Origin of the sequence: Albidovulum aestuarii, assembly GCF_029961185.1 — a bacterium.
In the GTDB taxonomy this organism is placed as follows: Bacteria; Pseudomonadota; Alphaproteobacteria; order Rhodobacterales; family Rhodobacteraceae; genus Albidovulum; species Albidovulum aestuarii.
This window is the reverse complement of sequence record NZ_JASBQQ010000006.1, coordinates 89820-103373: the sequence shown is the minus strand read 5'-3', so window position 1 is coordinate 103373 and position 13554 is coordinate 89820. Positions and strand designations below refer to the sequence as shown.

13 protein-coding genes are annotated in these 13554 nt (G+C 63.4%); 7 read left to right on the top strand and 6 right to left on the bottom strand.

Annotated elements, in window-relative coordinates:
- Nucleotides 1-54: 54 nt before the first annotated feature.
- From QKW60_RS14330 to QKW60_RS14315, 4 genes are all read left to right on the top strand, one after another.
- The gene (locus QKW60_RS14330; RefSeq protein ID WP_282369642.1) at nt 55-1062 is read left to right on the top strand and encodes an MBL fold metallo-hydrolase; all 1008 of its coding nucleotides are present in this window, start codon (nt 55-57) and stop codon (nt 1060-1062) included.
- A 263-nt stretch (nt 1063-1325) separates the two neighbouring features.
- A complete protein-coding gene (locus QKW60_RS14325) occupies nt 1326-2294 on the top strand; it encodes a DMT family transporter (protein WP_282369640.1) in 969 nt (322 codons plus the stop codon).
- Nucleotides 2295-2349: 55 nt separating this feature from the next.
- Nucleotides 2350-2970 (top strand): HAD family hydrolase, encoded by a 621-nt coding sequence (locus QKW60_RS14320; RefSeq protein ID WP_282369639.1) that lies wholly within the window; start codon nt 2350-2352, stop codon nt 2968-2970.
- On the top strand, nt 2967-3878 hold the full coding sequence (locus QKW60_RS14315) for an ornithine cyclodeaminase family protein (RefSeq protein WP_282369638.1): 912 nt from the start codon (nt 2967-2969) through the stop codon (nt 3876-3878). The genes QKW60_RS14320 and QKW60_RS14315 overlap by 4 nt, the downstream gene beginning before the upstream one ends.
- A gap of 65 nt (nt 3879-3943) precedes the next feature.
- On the opposite strand, the gene QKW60_RS14310 is transcribed toward QKW60_RS14315, so the two are convergent.
- Entirely contained in the window at nt 3944-5182 is a 1239-nt protein-coding gene (locus tag QKW60_RS14310; protein ID WP_282369637.1) for an MFS transporter, read from the bottom strand.
- A gap of 152 nt (nt 5183-5334) precedes the next feature.
- Here QKW60_RS14310 and zapE point away from each other — a divergent pair, with 152 nt between their 5' ends.
- Entirely contained in the window at nt 5335-6417 is a 1083-nt protein-coding gene (gene zapE / locus QKW60_RS14305) for a cell division protein ZapE (RefSeq protein WP_282369635.1), read from the top strand.
- A gap of 132 nt (nt 6418-6549) precedes the next feature.
- Here the strand turns inward: zapE and QKW60_RS14300 are convergent, their stop codons facing one another.
- The 5 genes from QKW60_RS14300 to paaI all read right to left on the bottom strand — a co-directional run bounded on the left by QKW60_RS14300 (nt 6550) and on the right by paaI (nt 10602).
- A complete protein-coding gene (locus tag QKW60_RS14300; RefSeq protein ID WP_282369633.1) occupies nt 6550-6927 on the bottom strand; it encodes a hypothetical protein in 378 nt (125 codons plus the stop codon).
- Nucleotides 6928-7062: 135 nt separating this feature from the next.
- A complete protein-coding gene (locus QKW60_RS14295) occupies nt 7063-7650 on the bottom strand; it encodes a TetR/AcrR family transcriptional regulator (RefSeq protein WP_282369632.1) in 588 nt (195 codons plus the stop codon).
- Between the two features lie 4 nt (nt 7651-7654).
- Nucleotides 7655-8965, bottom strand: coding sequence for a phenylacetate--CoA ligase PaaK (gene paaK / locus QKW60_RS14290; protein WP_282369630.1), 1311 nt, complete (start codon nt 8963-8965; stop codon nt 7655-7657).
- Between the two features lie 9 nt (nt 8966-8974).
- Nucleotides 8975-10174 carry a 3-oxoadipyl-CoA thiolase gene (gene pcaF / locus QKW60_RS14285; protein WP_282369629.1) on the bottom strand — a complete coding sequence of 400 codons (1200 nt, stop codon included), beginning with the start codon at nt 10172-10174 and terminating at the stop codon, nt 8975-8977.
- A complete protein-coding gene (gene paaI, locus QKW60_RS14280) occupies nt 10171-10602 on the bottom strand; it encodes a hydroxyphenylacetyl-CoA thioesterase PaaI (protein WP_282369899.1) in 432 nt (143 codons plus the stop codon). Before paaI ends, pcaF begins: the two co-directional genes overlap by 4 nt.
- Before the next feature lie 107 nt (nt 10603-10709).
- Between paaI and paaZ the strand changes: the two genes are divergently transcribed.
- Complete coding sequence (gene paaZ / locus QKW60_RS14275) at nt 10710-12719, top strand: phenylacetic acid degradation bifunctional protein PaaZ (RefSeq protein WP_282369627.1); 2010 nt, start codon at nt 10710-10712, stop codon at nt 12717-12719.
- Nucleotides 12720-12729: 10 nt separating this feature from the next.
- Nucleotides 12730-13512, top strand: coding sequence for a PaaX family transcriptional regulator C-terminal domain-containing protein (locus QKW60_RS14270; RefSeq protein ID WP_282369898.1), 783 nt, complete (start codon nt 12730-12732; stop codon nt 13510-13512).
- The last annotated feature ends 42 nt before the right edge of the window (nt 13513-13554 follow it).

Here is a 13554-nt window from a genome sequence, read left to right as displayed (position 1 = left end):
GGAACTTCTATGTTTACGGCATTCGCAATCACTTCGTCGAGAAAGGAACATCCCATGACAGTATCTGCCAAGATCACGTCAATGACACTCAGCGTCTTCACCGGCCTGTCAATCTCTGCGGAGGCGCAGGAGTTATCCGAATACGCGCCGGTCCTGCCCGCAACGCTTGAGCGTGCCTGGGCGATTGATCCGGACAAGGGCGTTGAGACGCGGGAAGTCGCCGACGGTGTCTATGTGGTGACCGACGGCGTGTGGCAATCAGCCTTTGTGGTGACCGATGCTGGCGTGGTCGTTCTTGATGCGCCCGAGTCCTACGCAGCCAAGATCCCGGGCGAGATCGCCGCAGTTACCGATCAGCCTATCAACAGCCTCGTCTATACTCACGCGCACAAGGACCATATCGGCGGGTCTGCCGCATTCGCGGGGATCGAGGGTTTGAATATCGTCGCCTTGACAGGGGTTGCGGCGTTCCTGTCAGAGAAAAACGACCCGAACCGGCTTTTGCCGACCACCACGTTTCAAGACGAGCTGGTTCTCGAACAAGGTGGCCTGCATATTGAGCTCAGAAAAGCCAACTACCATTCCGACGAAGGCGACGTCATCGCCTACATCCCCCACGCCAAATTCCTGATGGCGGTCGATACGATCGCACCAGGTTACGTTCCGTTCATGGGTTTCGACATCACGTCAAACTTCCACGAATACCGGAACGTCTTTGAGACTTTGCTCGCCTACGATTTCGACGTGTTCGTCGGCGGCCACCTGTCGCATCCCGGTACCCGGCAGGACGTTGTCGAAACGCAAGAATTCACGCAAGACGTCTATGATACCGTCAAACGCGTTCATGCCGAAACAGACTTGATGGGCATCTTTGTCGAGACGGCCGGAGAAATCGGCGGATTTGACAATAAGTATTTGCTGTTCAAGCGGTTCCTGGATGTCGTCGCCGAACGGGCGACCGCGGAACTGGAGGAGCGTTGGGTCGATCGTCTGGCCGGAGCTGACGTTTGGATGGAAGACCACGTCCGCACCGCGTTGATCTATATCCGTTGGGACGACTGACGCTGAATACGCGGCTGTCTTGAGTATTCTGTGTGACATTGGGCGGGCGCGGACAATGCGCCCGTCTCATTTCGCGGCACAGCAATCGCTCTGCGCGCGTCGCTCAGTCCGAATTTATGAGTATCCCGGTCACAAGTAGGACCGGGCAAAGCGGCCTTTGGCTGCGTCGCAGAATTCCGCCACAATGGACTCTCAGCGGCATAGCGCGGCCCAGTGCGCATCCCCGCTTGCGCCCGTCCAAACTTCTCTATCAGATGCCCGCCATGCTGAAGACGATATCCGAAACCCCCACGCTTCTCGGAGCCCTCTGCGCCCTTGGCGCGGTCTTCTGCTTTTCGGTCAATGACATGGCGATCAAGTTCCTGTCGGACGGCTATGCGCTGCACGAGGTTGTGCTGTTCCGCTCTTTGATCGGAATGGCCGTGCTTCTGACGGTACTCCTGCCGGTGTCGGGCGGTTTCGCAGCCCTCAGGACGCGGCGACTGGCATTGCATCTGGCGCGGGGCGCATGCGTCGTCTTCGCCAACATGACCTTCTTTCTCGGCCTCGCGTCGCTGCCTCTGGCCGATGGCGTCGCGATCTTCTTCGTCTCGCCGCTGATCATCACAGTCTTCTCGGTGATCTTCCTTGGCGAGAAGGTCGGGCCAAGACGCTGGGCGGCGATAGCCGTCGGTCTTGTCGGCGTTCTCATCATCCTGCGCCCGGGCACGTCGGTCTTTCAGCCCGCCGCCCTTCTGCCCATTGCCGCCGCTTTCGGCTATGCCACGCTCCATATGTTGACCCGCTATATCGGCCGGACCGAGAACGCGCTGTCGATGTCCTTCTACATCCAGTTCACCTTCATCGTGATTTCGGGCCTGACCGGGATCGCCATCGGCGATGGCCACCTTGCTGGAACCGGCAATGCCTCGCTCGACTTTCTCTTCCGCGAATGGGTGATGCCTTCGGGCCGTGACTGGTGGATTCTTTTCGCCGTTGGCGCCACCTCTGCCTTTGGTGGATTCCTGATCAGTCAGGCCTACCGCGTCGCCGAGGCCGCCGTGGTTGCGCCGTTCGAATATGTCGCCATGCCGCTTGCCGTGATCTGGGGCGTTCTCGTCTTCGGCGACTGGCCGGATCTGGTCGCAATGGCGGGCATCGCGCTGATCATCGGTTCGGGCCTCTTCATGGTCTGGCGCGAGGCGGAAAGCAGTTATGCCGACGTTCCTGACACGCCACGCTATCGCCGCTGAGAGGGGTTTCGCACCGGCAGAGCCTGTGATCTAGATGTGCCGAAAGGGACGAGAAGTGACCATCCAAGCAGTCATATTCGATATCGGCCGTGTGCTGATCGGCTGGGACCCGGAAGGGTTCTACGACCGGCTGATGCCGCGTGCCGAGCGGGAGCGCATGTTTTCCGAGACCGGGATCGACGATGTAAACCTGTCGATAGACCGGGGCGCACCTTTCCGCGAAACCATCTTCGCCCTTGCCGAACGACATCCCGAATGGGCCGACATGATCGTGAAGTGGCACCACAACTGGACCGACATGGCGCAGCCAGTCATCCCGCATTCGGTCAGGCTGCTTCGGGCGCTGAAGGCCCGGGGGGTGCCGGTCTTTGCGCTCACGAATTTCGGGGCTGAGACATTCGAGATCGCCAAAGGCCCCTACCCCTTCTTCGCGGAATTCGACCGCGCCTATGTCTCGGCGCATCTGGGCGTGTTGAAGCCGGAACCGCGCATCTACGAGATCGTCGAGGAGGATTGCGGCCTGCCGCCGGGCGGGCTCCTTTTCACCGACGACAAGGCAGACAACATCGCCGCCGCTTCCGCGCGCGGCTGGCAGGTGCATCATTTCGAAGGGCCGGAGGGCTTTGCCGCTCGCCTGGTCGCCGAAGGATTGTTGAACGAAGGGGAAGCTGCATGAGCATTGATATCGTCGGACCTGAAGCCGAGGCGAAGCTGGACTGGCTCGCGCTGACCGAGGCGCTGGAGGCAGGCCACCTGCTGCCGAAGGCAGAGGTCGGCGATACGGTCCTCAGGCGCGGCGACGACACGCTCCTGACCCGCTCGGCTTGGATCGATGGCATGGGTCTCGCTGTGAAGGCCGCCACGATCTATCCCGGCAACCAGCGCTTCAACGTGCCGAACCTGCACGGCGCCGTGGCGCTTTTTGCCGATCAGACCGGCATCCCCGAGGCCTATCTCGACTTCGCGCTGGTGACGAAGTGGAAGACCGCCGCCGACAGCCTGCTCTCGGCCCGCCGCCTCGCCCGCAGGGACGCGGAAACCTTCCTCCTCGTCGGCGCGGGAACTGTCGCCCAGTCGATGGTGGAGGCTTACTCCGCGGCCTTCCCCAATGCGCGCTTCCATGTCTGGACCCGGACGCCCGCAACCGCCCAAGCCTTCGCCGAGGCGACCGGTGCGATGGTCGAGCCCGATCTGCAAGCGGCCGTCGGCAAGGCCGACGTGATCGCCACGGCAACGATGGCGACCTCACCGATGATCAAGGGCGAATGGCTGAAACCCGGCACCCATCTTGACCTGATCGGTGCTTACCGGCCGGACATGCGCGAAGTGGATGACGAAGCCATGCGGCGCGCCCGGGTCTTTGTCGATGCCCGCGCCACGACGATCCATCATATCGGCGAGATCATGGACCCGATCGCCTCGGGCGCAATCGCCGAGGGTGATATCCTCGCCGATTTCTACGACATCGCCGCAGGCAGCTTCACGCGTACATCCGACGACGAAATCACCATCGCCAAGAACGGCGGCGGCGCGCATCTCGACCTGATGACGGCCCGCTACATTCTTGACGCCGCGCGTACCTGATCGGGAGTTTCCGCCCCCAGTTCACACCTTGGCGGCGTCCGGGGCCAGACACACATGCGAGACGTTCATGCAGGCAGAGGGGTCATGCGCCGCTCGCGCACCGGCAGGTGTACGATGGCCGAGAACGCCCCTACCGCGACGCCGATCCACCAGACGAGCGTGTAGTCGCCATAGGCATCGTAAAGACGCCCGCCGAGCCAGACGCCCATGAACGATCCAATCTGATGTGACAGAAACACGATCCCGTAGAGCGTACCCATATAGCGCAGCCCGTAGATATGGCCGACGAGGCCGGAAGTCAGCGGCACCGTGGCAAGCCAGAGCGACCCCATGCCGATCGAGAACAGAACCACGGTGAGTGGCGTGATCGGGAACAGGATGAACATCGCGGCAAAGAGCGTCCGCCCGGTATAGATCGCGGCCAGTACATACTTCTTAGGGAAGATCTTGCCGAGCCACCCGGCGGTCAGCGTGCCCGCGATATTGGCAAGCCCGATCAGCGAGATCGCCGCCGCGCCCAAGGCGGAGGTCGACGAGATGCCGATCGCGGCCAGCGGTCCCGAGGGCGAGATCGGGCCGCACATCTCGGTCACCATTGCCGGGAAATGCGCGACCATGAAGCCAAGCTGATAGCCGCAGGAAAAGAACCCCAGAAAGATCAGCGTGAAGCTCGGATCGCGAAACGCCTGCCTGAGCGCCGCGCCCATCGACACCTCCGCCACCGGACCGTCCGACCGTTCCGGTGCGCGCATCAGCGGCAGGACGGCGATGACCGTCAGGATCGCCGCCGCGAAAATCATGAAGACGATCTGCCATGGAAGGATCCCGAGCAAGATTTCTGCCACCGGAGCCGAGAAGACCTGCCCGAGCGAGCCCGCTGCCGAGGCAATGCCAAGCGAGAGTGACCGGTTCTCGTCGGAGGCCGCGCGCCCGACAACCGCCAGCACGACGCCAAACCCGGTTCCGGCGATGCCGAAGCCCACGAGGATCTCCAGGAGCTGATGTTGGCCCGGTGTCATTGCATAGGCCGACAGGACCAGCCCCGCCGCATAGCAGATCGCGCCGAGCACGATGGCCTTCCTGTCGCCAAACCGCTCGGCGATGGCCCCGAATATCGGCGCACCGATGCCCCAGGCGAGGTTCTGGACCGCGATGGCAAAGCTGAAATCGGCGCGCGGCCAGCCGAACTCGTCGGCAATCGGGATCTGGAACACACCGAAGCTTGACCGGATCGCGTTCGAGACCATGAGAACGATGATCCCGGCAATCAGGGCCGGAAAGAGGATCTGGGCGCGCTTTTGCATGACGTCTCCTGTGGGCCGGCACTTTCGCCGAGTGCCGTAAAACGGTCAAATCGAGAATTGTGACCCGAACAATTACGGTTCGCGATGGATCGGTAGGCCACAGAAACCGCAACCAGACTTCCCCTCGACTGGCGCCCACGCTATCGAAGGCCATGGGCGAAACATTGACCGAAATCTACGACCGGATGACGCACGAGGGCGGGCTCAAGCAGGACGCCGCCCAACGCGCTCTATTACCTGAACTGCAGCGCATCCGCGAGGAGCTTGAGGCGGGGAACGGCCGCAAGAAGGGGCTTCTCGGCGGGCTCTTTGCCAAGGCCCCTGAGGGCGTGAAGGGGCTCTACCTCTGGGGCGGGGTCGGGCGCGGCAAGTCGATGCTGATGGACCTCTTCCACGCCCATGTGAATATCGAGGCCAAGCGCCGTGTTCATTTCCACGCTTTCATGCAGGAAGTGCAGGCGGCTTTGCACGAGGCCCGCAAGACCGGCGTCGACGACGCAATCCGACCCGTGGCCGAGAAGATCGCCGAGGATCTCAGGCTTCTGTCTTTCGACGAGATGCAGATCACCGACATTGCCGACGCGATGATCGTGGGCCGGCTCTTCCAGATGCTCTTCGACCGGGGGGTGACGGTGGTCACCACCTCGAACCGCGTGCCGGACGATCTTTACAAGGACGGGCTCAACCGGCCCCTCTTCCTGCCCTTCATCCAGCTTCTGAAGGACCGGATGGAGGTCCGCGAGATTGAGAGCGAGACGGATTACCGCCAGCACAGGCTGGAAGGCGCACAGGTCTATTTCACCCCCGCCGATGCAAGGGCCAAATCCGCGCTCGCGCAAATCTGGACCGAACTGACAGGCGGCGGCGGCGATGCGGAGCTGAAGCTGACCGTAAAAGGCAGAGAGGTGATCTTGCCCGACTACCATGCCGGGGTCGCGCGGGCGGGCTTCTGGGATCTCTGCGGCCGCCCCCTCGGCCCCGCCGACTACCTCGCCGTCGCGGGCGCGGTCCGGGTGCTGATCCTCGAAGACATCCCGCATCTGTCGTCCGAGAACTACAACGAGGCGAAACGCTTCGTTACCCTCATCGACGCGCTTTACGAAGGCAAGGTGCGCCTCATCTGCTCCGCCGCGGACGAGCCGGAGCGGCTTTATGTCGAGGGCACCGGAAGTTTCGAATTCGAACGCACGGCGAGCCGGTTGCGGGAGATGCAGGGGGTCGAGTGGGGACGATGACGCCGCTCGCTGTTCCGACTTAAGTCTCGGGCTTGTCCGGGTCGCTGCCCTATTTATGTCCGCAGTACAAGCCTTGACCTGCAGGCTTGAGTAGCCAAGCATTTCGGGACAGCAGAGGTCAGGAGAAGAGTTTCACCAGGAATTGACGCCGAGTTTTGCGTCGCCCTTGTAGACGTCGACCGAACTGGCAGATGTCTTTTTCCAGACCTCACAGACCTCTGAGCCGCCGTCAAATTCCTTCCATGTCCGGCAAAATTTTCCATCCGCGACATGCCAGGTACCCGTGATCGTCAGCTTATCGCCAGCGTCGGTCGTTGCATTGCCAATGCCAGTACCGTCGACATTCAGCATCAGAGTCCCGCTATATCCGTGACCTTCCCCGCCGAGAATGATCTCTTTGCCCCCGTCGGTGAGGGTCAGGAGTTCTTCGGTTGTCATTGCTTCCTGCGCATAAGCGCCCATCGCCAGAACCGAACTGATCCCAAAAACAATGGCAAACGTCTTGGTCATGACAAACAATCCCCCAAAGCATTTTTCGCCATTTTAATCCTGTTTCTCGTTCCCGTCGCGGATTCGTTTTGAGCTTTTAGTCTGGGCAAAGATCACGTGGAGGATGCCACATTGCCGGCCATGCGATGAAGACCGTCAATCTGCGATGCCGGGCAACCCGCCGATCACAAGATCGGCAACCAGATCGGCATAGGCCTCGCGCCCGATCCCCTTGCCCGGCCGGTGCCAGAGGAAGAACCAGTTGAGCATGCCGAAGACCGACATCGTCGCGGCCTGCAGCCGGTCCTCCGCCAGCCCGGGGCGCAGCAGGTCGATCGTTTCGGCAAGGGTGCCGACGAGGCGGCGCTGGTGCCCTCGCAGCGCGGCCTGCTGGTCTGGCGCAAGTGCCTTCAGCGCATCGAGTTGTAACCGGTGTTCGGCATCAGCGTACCGGTATTTCATGAGGATCGCGCGGATAAGCCCCCGCAGCCGCGCTTCCGGCTGCCCTTCGGGCACCGCGTCGACCACCGCGACCAGACCGGAGAGATGCGCGTAGAGGATGTCAAAGAGCAGCGCCTCTTTCGACGCATGATAGTGGTAAAGCAGCGCCTTCGACACGCCGCAGGCCTTTGCCGCCCCGGCCATCGAGGCGCGATCAAAACCATGCGCCGCGAAATAGGCCGCCGCGCCTTCGCGGATTGCGGCGCGCTTGTCGTCGTGATCGCGGGCCAGTCCCCGTGGCATATTCTCAGCCCTTCGGTCGCATGTCGACGATGCGGACCGCCTTGCCTTGACTGCGCGCGATGCCACCGGGGTCGGCGACGCTGACCGCGATGTTCAGCCCCGACGTATCGCGCACGGCCTTTTTCAGTGCAGCAGCGGCCTGCAGCCGTTCGGTCGCATCGGAATGCCCCTCCGCCGCCTCGACCAGCACCGTCATCTCATCCAGACGTCCCTCGCGCTTAAGCTCAATCTGGAAATGCGGGGCGAAGGTGCGGATCTTCAGGATCTGCTCTTCGATCTGGGTGGGGAAGATGTTGACGCCCCTCAGGATGATCAGATCGTCCGAGCGGCCCGTCACCTTCTCCATCCGCCGCATCGTGCGCGCCGTCCCCGGCAGCAGCCGCGTCAGGTCGCGAGTGCGGTAGCGGATGACCGGCATCGCCTCTTTCGTCAGCGAGGTGAAGACCAGTTCGCCCTTCTCGCCCTCGGGCAGCACCGCGCCGGTTTCGGGGTCGATGATCTCGGGGTAGAAATGATCCTCCCAGATATGCAGCCCGTCCTTGGTTTCCACGCATTCGTTGGCCACGCCCGGCCCGATGACTTCTGACAACCCGTAGATATCGACCGCATGCATGTCGAAGGCCGCCTCGATCTCTGCCCGCATCGCGTTGGTCCACGGCTCCGCCCCGAAGACGCCGACCTGTAGCGGGCTTTGGCGCGGATCGCGGCCCTGCGCCCTGTATTCGTCAAGGATCGCCAGCATGTAGGACGGCGTGACCATGATGGTCGACGCCCCGAAATCCTCGATCAGTTGCACCTGCCGTGGCGTCATCCCGCCCGATATCGGCACCACCGTGCAACCGAGCCGCTCGGCCCCGTAATGCGCGCCCAATCCCCCGGTGAAAAGCCCGTATCCGTAGGAGACATGGACGACATCTCCCGTCCGCGTCCCCGCCGCGCGCAACGAGCGGGCAACGCACTCCGCCCAAGTTCCGATATCCTTCTGTGTGTAGCCAACGACGGTCGGCTTGCCGGTCGTGCCGGAGGACACGTGGACACGGACGACCTTTTCGCGCGGCACGGCGAACATGCCGAATGGATAGTTCGCGCGCAGGTCGGCCTTGGCGGTAAAGGGGAATTTTGAAAGGTCAGAGAGATTTTTCAGATCGTCGGGATGCACCCCCGCCGCATCGAAGCCCTGCCGGTAGAAGGGCACATTGTCATAGGCGTGTTTCAGCGACCATTTCATCCGGCTCAGTTGCAGCGTGGCGATCTCGTCGCGGCTTGCGATCTCGATCGGGTCCAGCGTCTTGCGGTCCGGTGTCAGGTCTTTCATCACCCCTCCTCAGGGGGCTTCGAGCAGGAGTGATATTCCCTGCCCGACCCCTACGCACATGGTGCAAAGCGCACGCGCCGCACCGCGCCTGCCCATCTCGGTCCCCGCAGTCAGCGCCAGCCGCGCGCCGGACATGCCAAGGGGATGGCCAAGGGCGATGGCCCCGCCATTCGGGTTCACATGCTCTGCGTCATCCGGCAGGCCTAGCTGGCGCATCACGGCAAGCGCCTGTGCGGCGAAGGCCTCGTTGAGTTCGACCAGCCCGATATCGGCCATGGTCAGGCCGTGGCGGGCGAGCAGTTTCTGCGTGGCGGGAACCGGGCCGATGCCCATGATACGGGGGGCGACGCCCGCCGTGGCCATGCCGCTGATCCGCGCCTTTGGCGTCAGGCCATGGCGCTTCACCGCCTCCGCCGAGGCTACGATCAGCGCCGCCGCGCCGTCATTCACACCACTGGCATTGCCCGCCGTCACGCTGCCATTGTCGCGGAACGGCGTGTGCAACGCGGCAAGTTTTTCAGCTGTCGTCTCACGCGGGTGTTCATCCTCAGCGACCACCACCGGATCGCCACGCCTTTGCCGGATCGCCACCGGCGTGATTTCTTCGGCCAGACGGCCCGAGGCGATGGCGGAAAGTGCGCGGGTCTGGGACCTGAGTGCGAATGCGTCCTGATCAGCGCGGGCGATGCCAAACTCTTCAGCCACATTCTCGGCCGTCTCGGGCATCGAGTCGATGCCATACTGCGATTTCAGCACCGGGTTGACGAAGCGCCAGCCAATGGTCGTGTCGAATATCTCGGCGTTCCGCGAAAACCCGGACTCTGCCTTCGGCATCACGAAGGGCGCGCGGCTCATGCTTTCGACGCCACAGGCGAGCACCAGCTCCGCCTCGCCGAGCCGTACCGCGCGCGCCGCCTGTCCAATCGCATCGAGCCCTGATCCACACAACCGGTTCAGAGTGACTCCCGGCACGGTGTCGGGCAGGCCCGCCAGCAACGCGGCCATGCGCGCGACATTGCGATTGTCTTCGCCCGCCTGGTTGGCGCAGCCCGCCATGACCTCATCAACCGCCGCGCCCGGCAGGCCCGTTGCCTGCATGACTGCGCGGATCACGCCCGCCAGCAAATCGTCGGGGCGGACCGGGGCCAGCGCGCCACCGTAGCGACCGATGGGCGTTCTGAGCCCTTCACAGAGATATGCCTCTCTCATGTCTCTTCCTCGAAATGCGTGCCGTCGATCTGCCGCGACAATCCCCGGAACAGGGCCACCCTGCGGCCATCGCCGCCGGTGACGGTGACGTCGTAGATGCCCGACCGTCCGGTCAGGCTGACCTCAACCGCCTCGGCAGTCAAACGCTCCCCCTCCCGTCCCGGCGAGAGGTATGTGATGGAATTCTGCTGCGCCACGACCAGCCGGTTATGGCTGTTGCAGGCAAAGGCAAAGGCGCTGTCGGCCAGCGTGAAGATATAGCCGCCATGGCAGATGCCGTGACCGTTCAGATGCTCAGGTCCGACCGTGAAGGACAGGACCGCCCGCCCCGGCCCGACCGCATCGAGGCGCATGCCGAGATGTTTCGAGGCCGCATCGCCCGCCCACATCGCGGCAGCACTTTTCTCCGCCCGTTCCTGTGGTGTCATCATGGCCCCTCCGGTTCTTCGCGATGCTGCTACATATCCGACCGCTCGGTCAAGAGTGTTGCGCGCGCGCCTGGCTGCGCTAGAGTGATGGCGAGAGGAGACCAGCCATGCTCACCCCATCCTCCTACATCGCTGGGAAGTGGATCGGCCCTTCGGCCAATGCGGCGCGGATCGACAGCCCGGTGACGGGCGAACCGATCGCGCGGGCCGGGTCCGAGGGGATCGACTTTGGCGCGGCAATCGACTGGGCGACGGGCACCGGCGGCCCCGCATTGCGGGCGATGAACATCCATGACCGGGCGCGAATGGTGAAAGCAATGGCGCTGATGCTGCAGGCGCGGAAGGAGGAGCTTTACGCACTCAATCCCCTGACCGGCGCTACACGCAAGGACGGCTGGATCGACATCGAAGGTGGCATCATGACCGCGCTGACGATGGCGTCAAAGGCGCGGCGCGAAATGCCGGATGGGGACATGTATCTTGACGGACCGGTAGAGCGGCTGTCGCGCGACGGCACCTTCCTTGGCCGCCATGTCGCGGTGCCGATGCGGGGAGTCGCGGTGCAGATCAACGCCTTCAACTTCCCTGTCTGGGGCATGCTGGAAAAACTCGCCCCCGCATTGCTGGGCGGCATGCCTGTCATCGTGAAACCCGCGACCCAGACGAGCTATCTGGCCGAAGCCGCGTTCCGCATGATCGTTGAAAGCGGGTTGTTGCCGGAAGGTGCGGTGCAGCTGGTCGTCGGGCGCACGGGCGACCTGCTTGAACAGCTCGGCCCACAGGACGTGGTCAGCTTCACCGGCTCGGCCGCGACGGCGTTGGCGCTGCGGTCTAACCCGCGCCACTTGGTGGCGGGCACGCGTTTCATCGCCGAGCAGGACAGTCTGAACGCCGCCGTCCTTGGCCCTGACGCGGTTCTGGGAACACCGGAATTCGATCTCTTCGTCAAAGAAGTTGCAACCGAGATGACCGTAAAGGCAGGCCAGAAATGCACGGCGGTCCGTCGGATGATCGTGCCAGAAGCCATGGCGCAGGATGTGGTCGGCGCCCTATCCGCGCGGCTCAGTCAGGTGAGTATCGGCGACCCCGCCGATCCCAAGGTGCGGATGGGGCCATTGGTCTCGATGGCTCAGAAAGCCGATGTCGCGGCCCGCGCCGCCGAAATTGCGAGTGAGACACGTCTGGTGTTCCGTCATGCCGACACGCCTGCCGAAGGCGCCTTCGCCGCGCCAGAAATCTACCTCTGCGATGACCCCAATACGGCACGCGCCATACATGAGGTCGAAGCCTTTGGCCCCGTCGCTACGATCCTGCCGTCCCGCGATGTCTCCCATGCGGCGCAGCTTGCAAATCGCGGCGGCGGCAGCCTCGTCTCATCGCTTTTCACCCACGACCCCGACGTGGCACGCGCCTATGTGACCGAAGCCGGGGCCTGGCATGGACGCATCTATATCAACGACCGGGACAGTGCGGCCGAGGCGACCGGCCACGGCTCCCCTCTGCCGCATATGGTCCATGGCGGACCTGGCCGCGCGGGTGGCGGCGAGGAACTGGGCGGGGTGCGGGGCATCCTGCATTACATGGCGCGGGTGGCGGTACAGGGCAGCCCGGCTATCTTGTCTCGCGTTCAGAGAGAGTATGCTTATTCAAATGCACTCAAGAATTGTAGATCACATCCATTCCAGCAGAATTTCGACAATCTGGAGATCGGTCAGGGTATCGAAACCCCGTTCCGGACCGTAACCCTAGCAGATATCGAACATTTTGCCGAATTCACCGGCGACACCTTCTATGCCCATATGGACGACGAGGCCGCCCGCGCCAATCCTTTCTTCCCGGGCCGTGTCGCGCATGGATATCTGATCCTCTCCTTCGCCGCTGGGCTGTTCGTCGACCCGGCGCCGGGGCCGGTCCTCGCCAATACCGGGTTGAACCACCTTCGCTTCCTGAAACCGGTCAACCCCGGCGACGCGATCCGGGTGCGGCTCGTGGTCAAGCGCAAGACGCGGCGGACTGCTGAATTTGGCGAGGTCGCCTGGGCCGCGACCGTCACCAACCAGAACGGTGAACCTGTCGCGGAATACGAGCTTTTGACGATGGTGGCACGGTCAGGTTAGACCCGTGTCCATGGACCCGCTTGCGCCCCTTATCGACGCTCTGCATGCCGAAGGCCGCCTCAGGGTCTGGTCGCTGGTCGTCACCGTCATGGGCGATGCCGTTCAGCCGCGTGGCGGCCGGATCGCGGCGGCCCGGCTTCAGGACCTCTTGGGGCGGATCGGGGTGGAGCCGGGCGCCCTGCGCACCGCCCTGTCGCGGCTTGTCGCTGATGGCTGGCTGATCCGCGAGCGAAATGGCAGGACCAGCCATTACCGGCTGAGCGGGCAAGGGCAGGCGGAATACGGTCCGGCGGCAGCGGCCATCTATGCCGCGCCCGGGGCAGAGCCAGAATGCTGGACGATTGCGCTTGGCGATGATGTGGGCGGGATATCTCTTGGCGGCGGGCTGTGGCTGGTGGCGGGGAACGTCCCGGCAGAGGCAGCACTTGCCGTTTCGGGTGCGCTGACGGTGAGTGCCGAAATGCGCGAAACGCTTTGCCCTCCCGACCGTCTCGCGACGCTCGAACGGCTCGCCACAGACCTCGATGCGTTGGAAGGCGCGCGCCTCGACCCTCAGGACGCGATGGCGGCGCGGATCATTCTGATCCATCGCTGGCGACGGATCGTGCTGCGCCATGGGGACCTTCCCGATGCCGTGCTTCCGGCGCGGCTGAGCGGGCTCCGGTCCCGTGTCGGCACCGTCTATCACGCGCTTCTGCCAACATCTGAACGCTGGCTGGAAACCGGTGATGCGCCGCTGCCGGCAGCGGATACCGGGCTCGCCCATCGCTTCGCCGGAAAGCCGGTCGCCTGAGCCCAAACAATCCCGGCGCTTGATTTGCGGCAAAAGCGCGGT

Bases quoted from the DNA above. Each gene is read 5' to 3' on its own strand.
- QKW60_RS14330 (WP_282369642.1), top strand. From the start codon at position 55: ATGACAGTATCTGCCAAGATCACGTCAATGACACTCAGCGTCTTCACC.
- QKW60_RS14325 (WP_282369640.1), top strand. From the start codon at position 1,326: ATGCTGAAGACGATATCCGAAACCCCCACGCTTCTCGGAGCCCTCTGC.
- QKW60_RS14315 (WP_282369638.1), top strand. From the start codon at position 2,967: ATGAGCATTGATATCGTCGGACCTGAAGCCGAGGCGAAGCTGGACTGG.
- QKW60_RS14310 (WP_282369637.1), bottom strand. From the start codon at position 5,182: ATGCAAAAGCGCGCCCAGATCCTCTTTCCGGCCCTGATTGCCGGGATC.
- zapE (WP_282369635.1), top strand. From the start codon at position 5,335: ATGGGCGAAACATTGACCGAAATCTACGACCGGATGACGCACGAGGGC.
- QKW60_RS14300 (WP_282369633.1), bottom strand. From the start codon at position 6,927: ATGACCAAGACGTTTGCCATTGTTTTTGGGATCAGTTCGGTTCTGGCG.
- QKW60_RS14295 (WP_282369632.1), bottom strand. From the start codon at position 7,650: ATGCCACGGGGACTGGCCCGCGATCACGACGACAAGCGCGCCGCAATC.
- paaK (WP_282369630.1), bottom strand. From the start codon at position 8,965: ATGAAAGACCTGACACCGGACCGCAAGACGCTGGACCCGATCGAGATC.
- pcaF (WP_282369629.1), bottom strand. From the start codon at position 10,174: ATGAGAGAGGCATATCTCTGTGAAGGGCTCAGAACGCCCATCGGTCGC.
- paaI (WP_282369899.1), bottom strand. From the start codon at position 10,602: ATGACACCACAGGAACGGGCGGAGAAAAGTGCTGCCGCGATGTGGGCG.
- paaZ (WP_282369627.1), top strand. From the start codon at position 10,710: ATGCTCACCCCATCCTCCTACATCGCTGGGAAGTGGATCGGCCCTTCG.
- QKW60_RS14270 (WP_282369898.1), top strand. From the start codon at position 12,730: ATGGACCCGCTTGCGCCCCTTATCGACGCTCTGCATGCCGAAGGCCGC.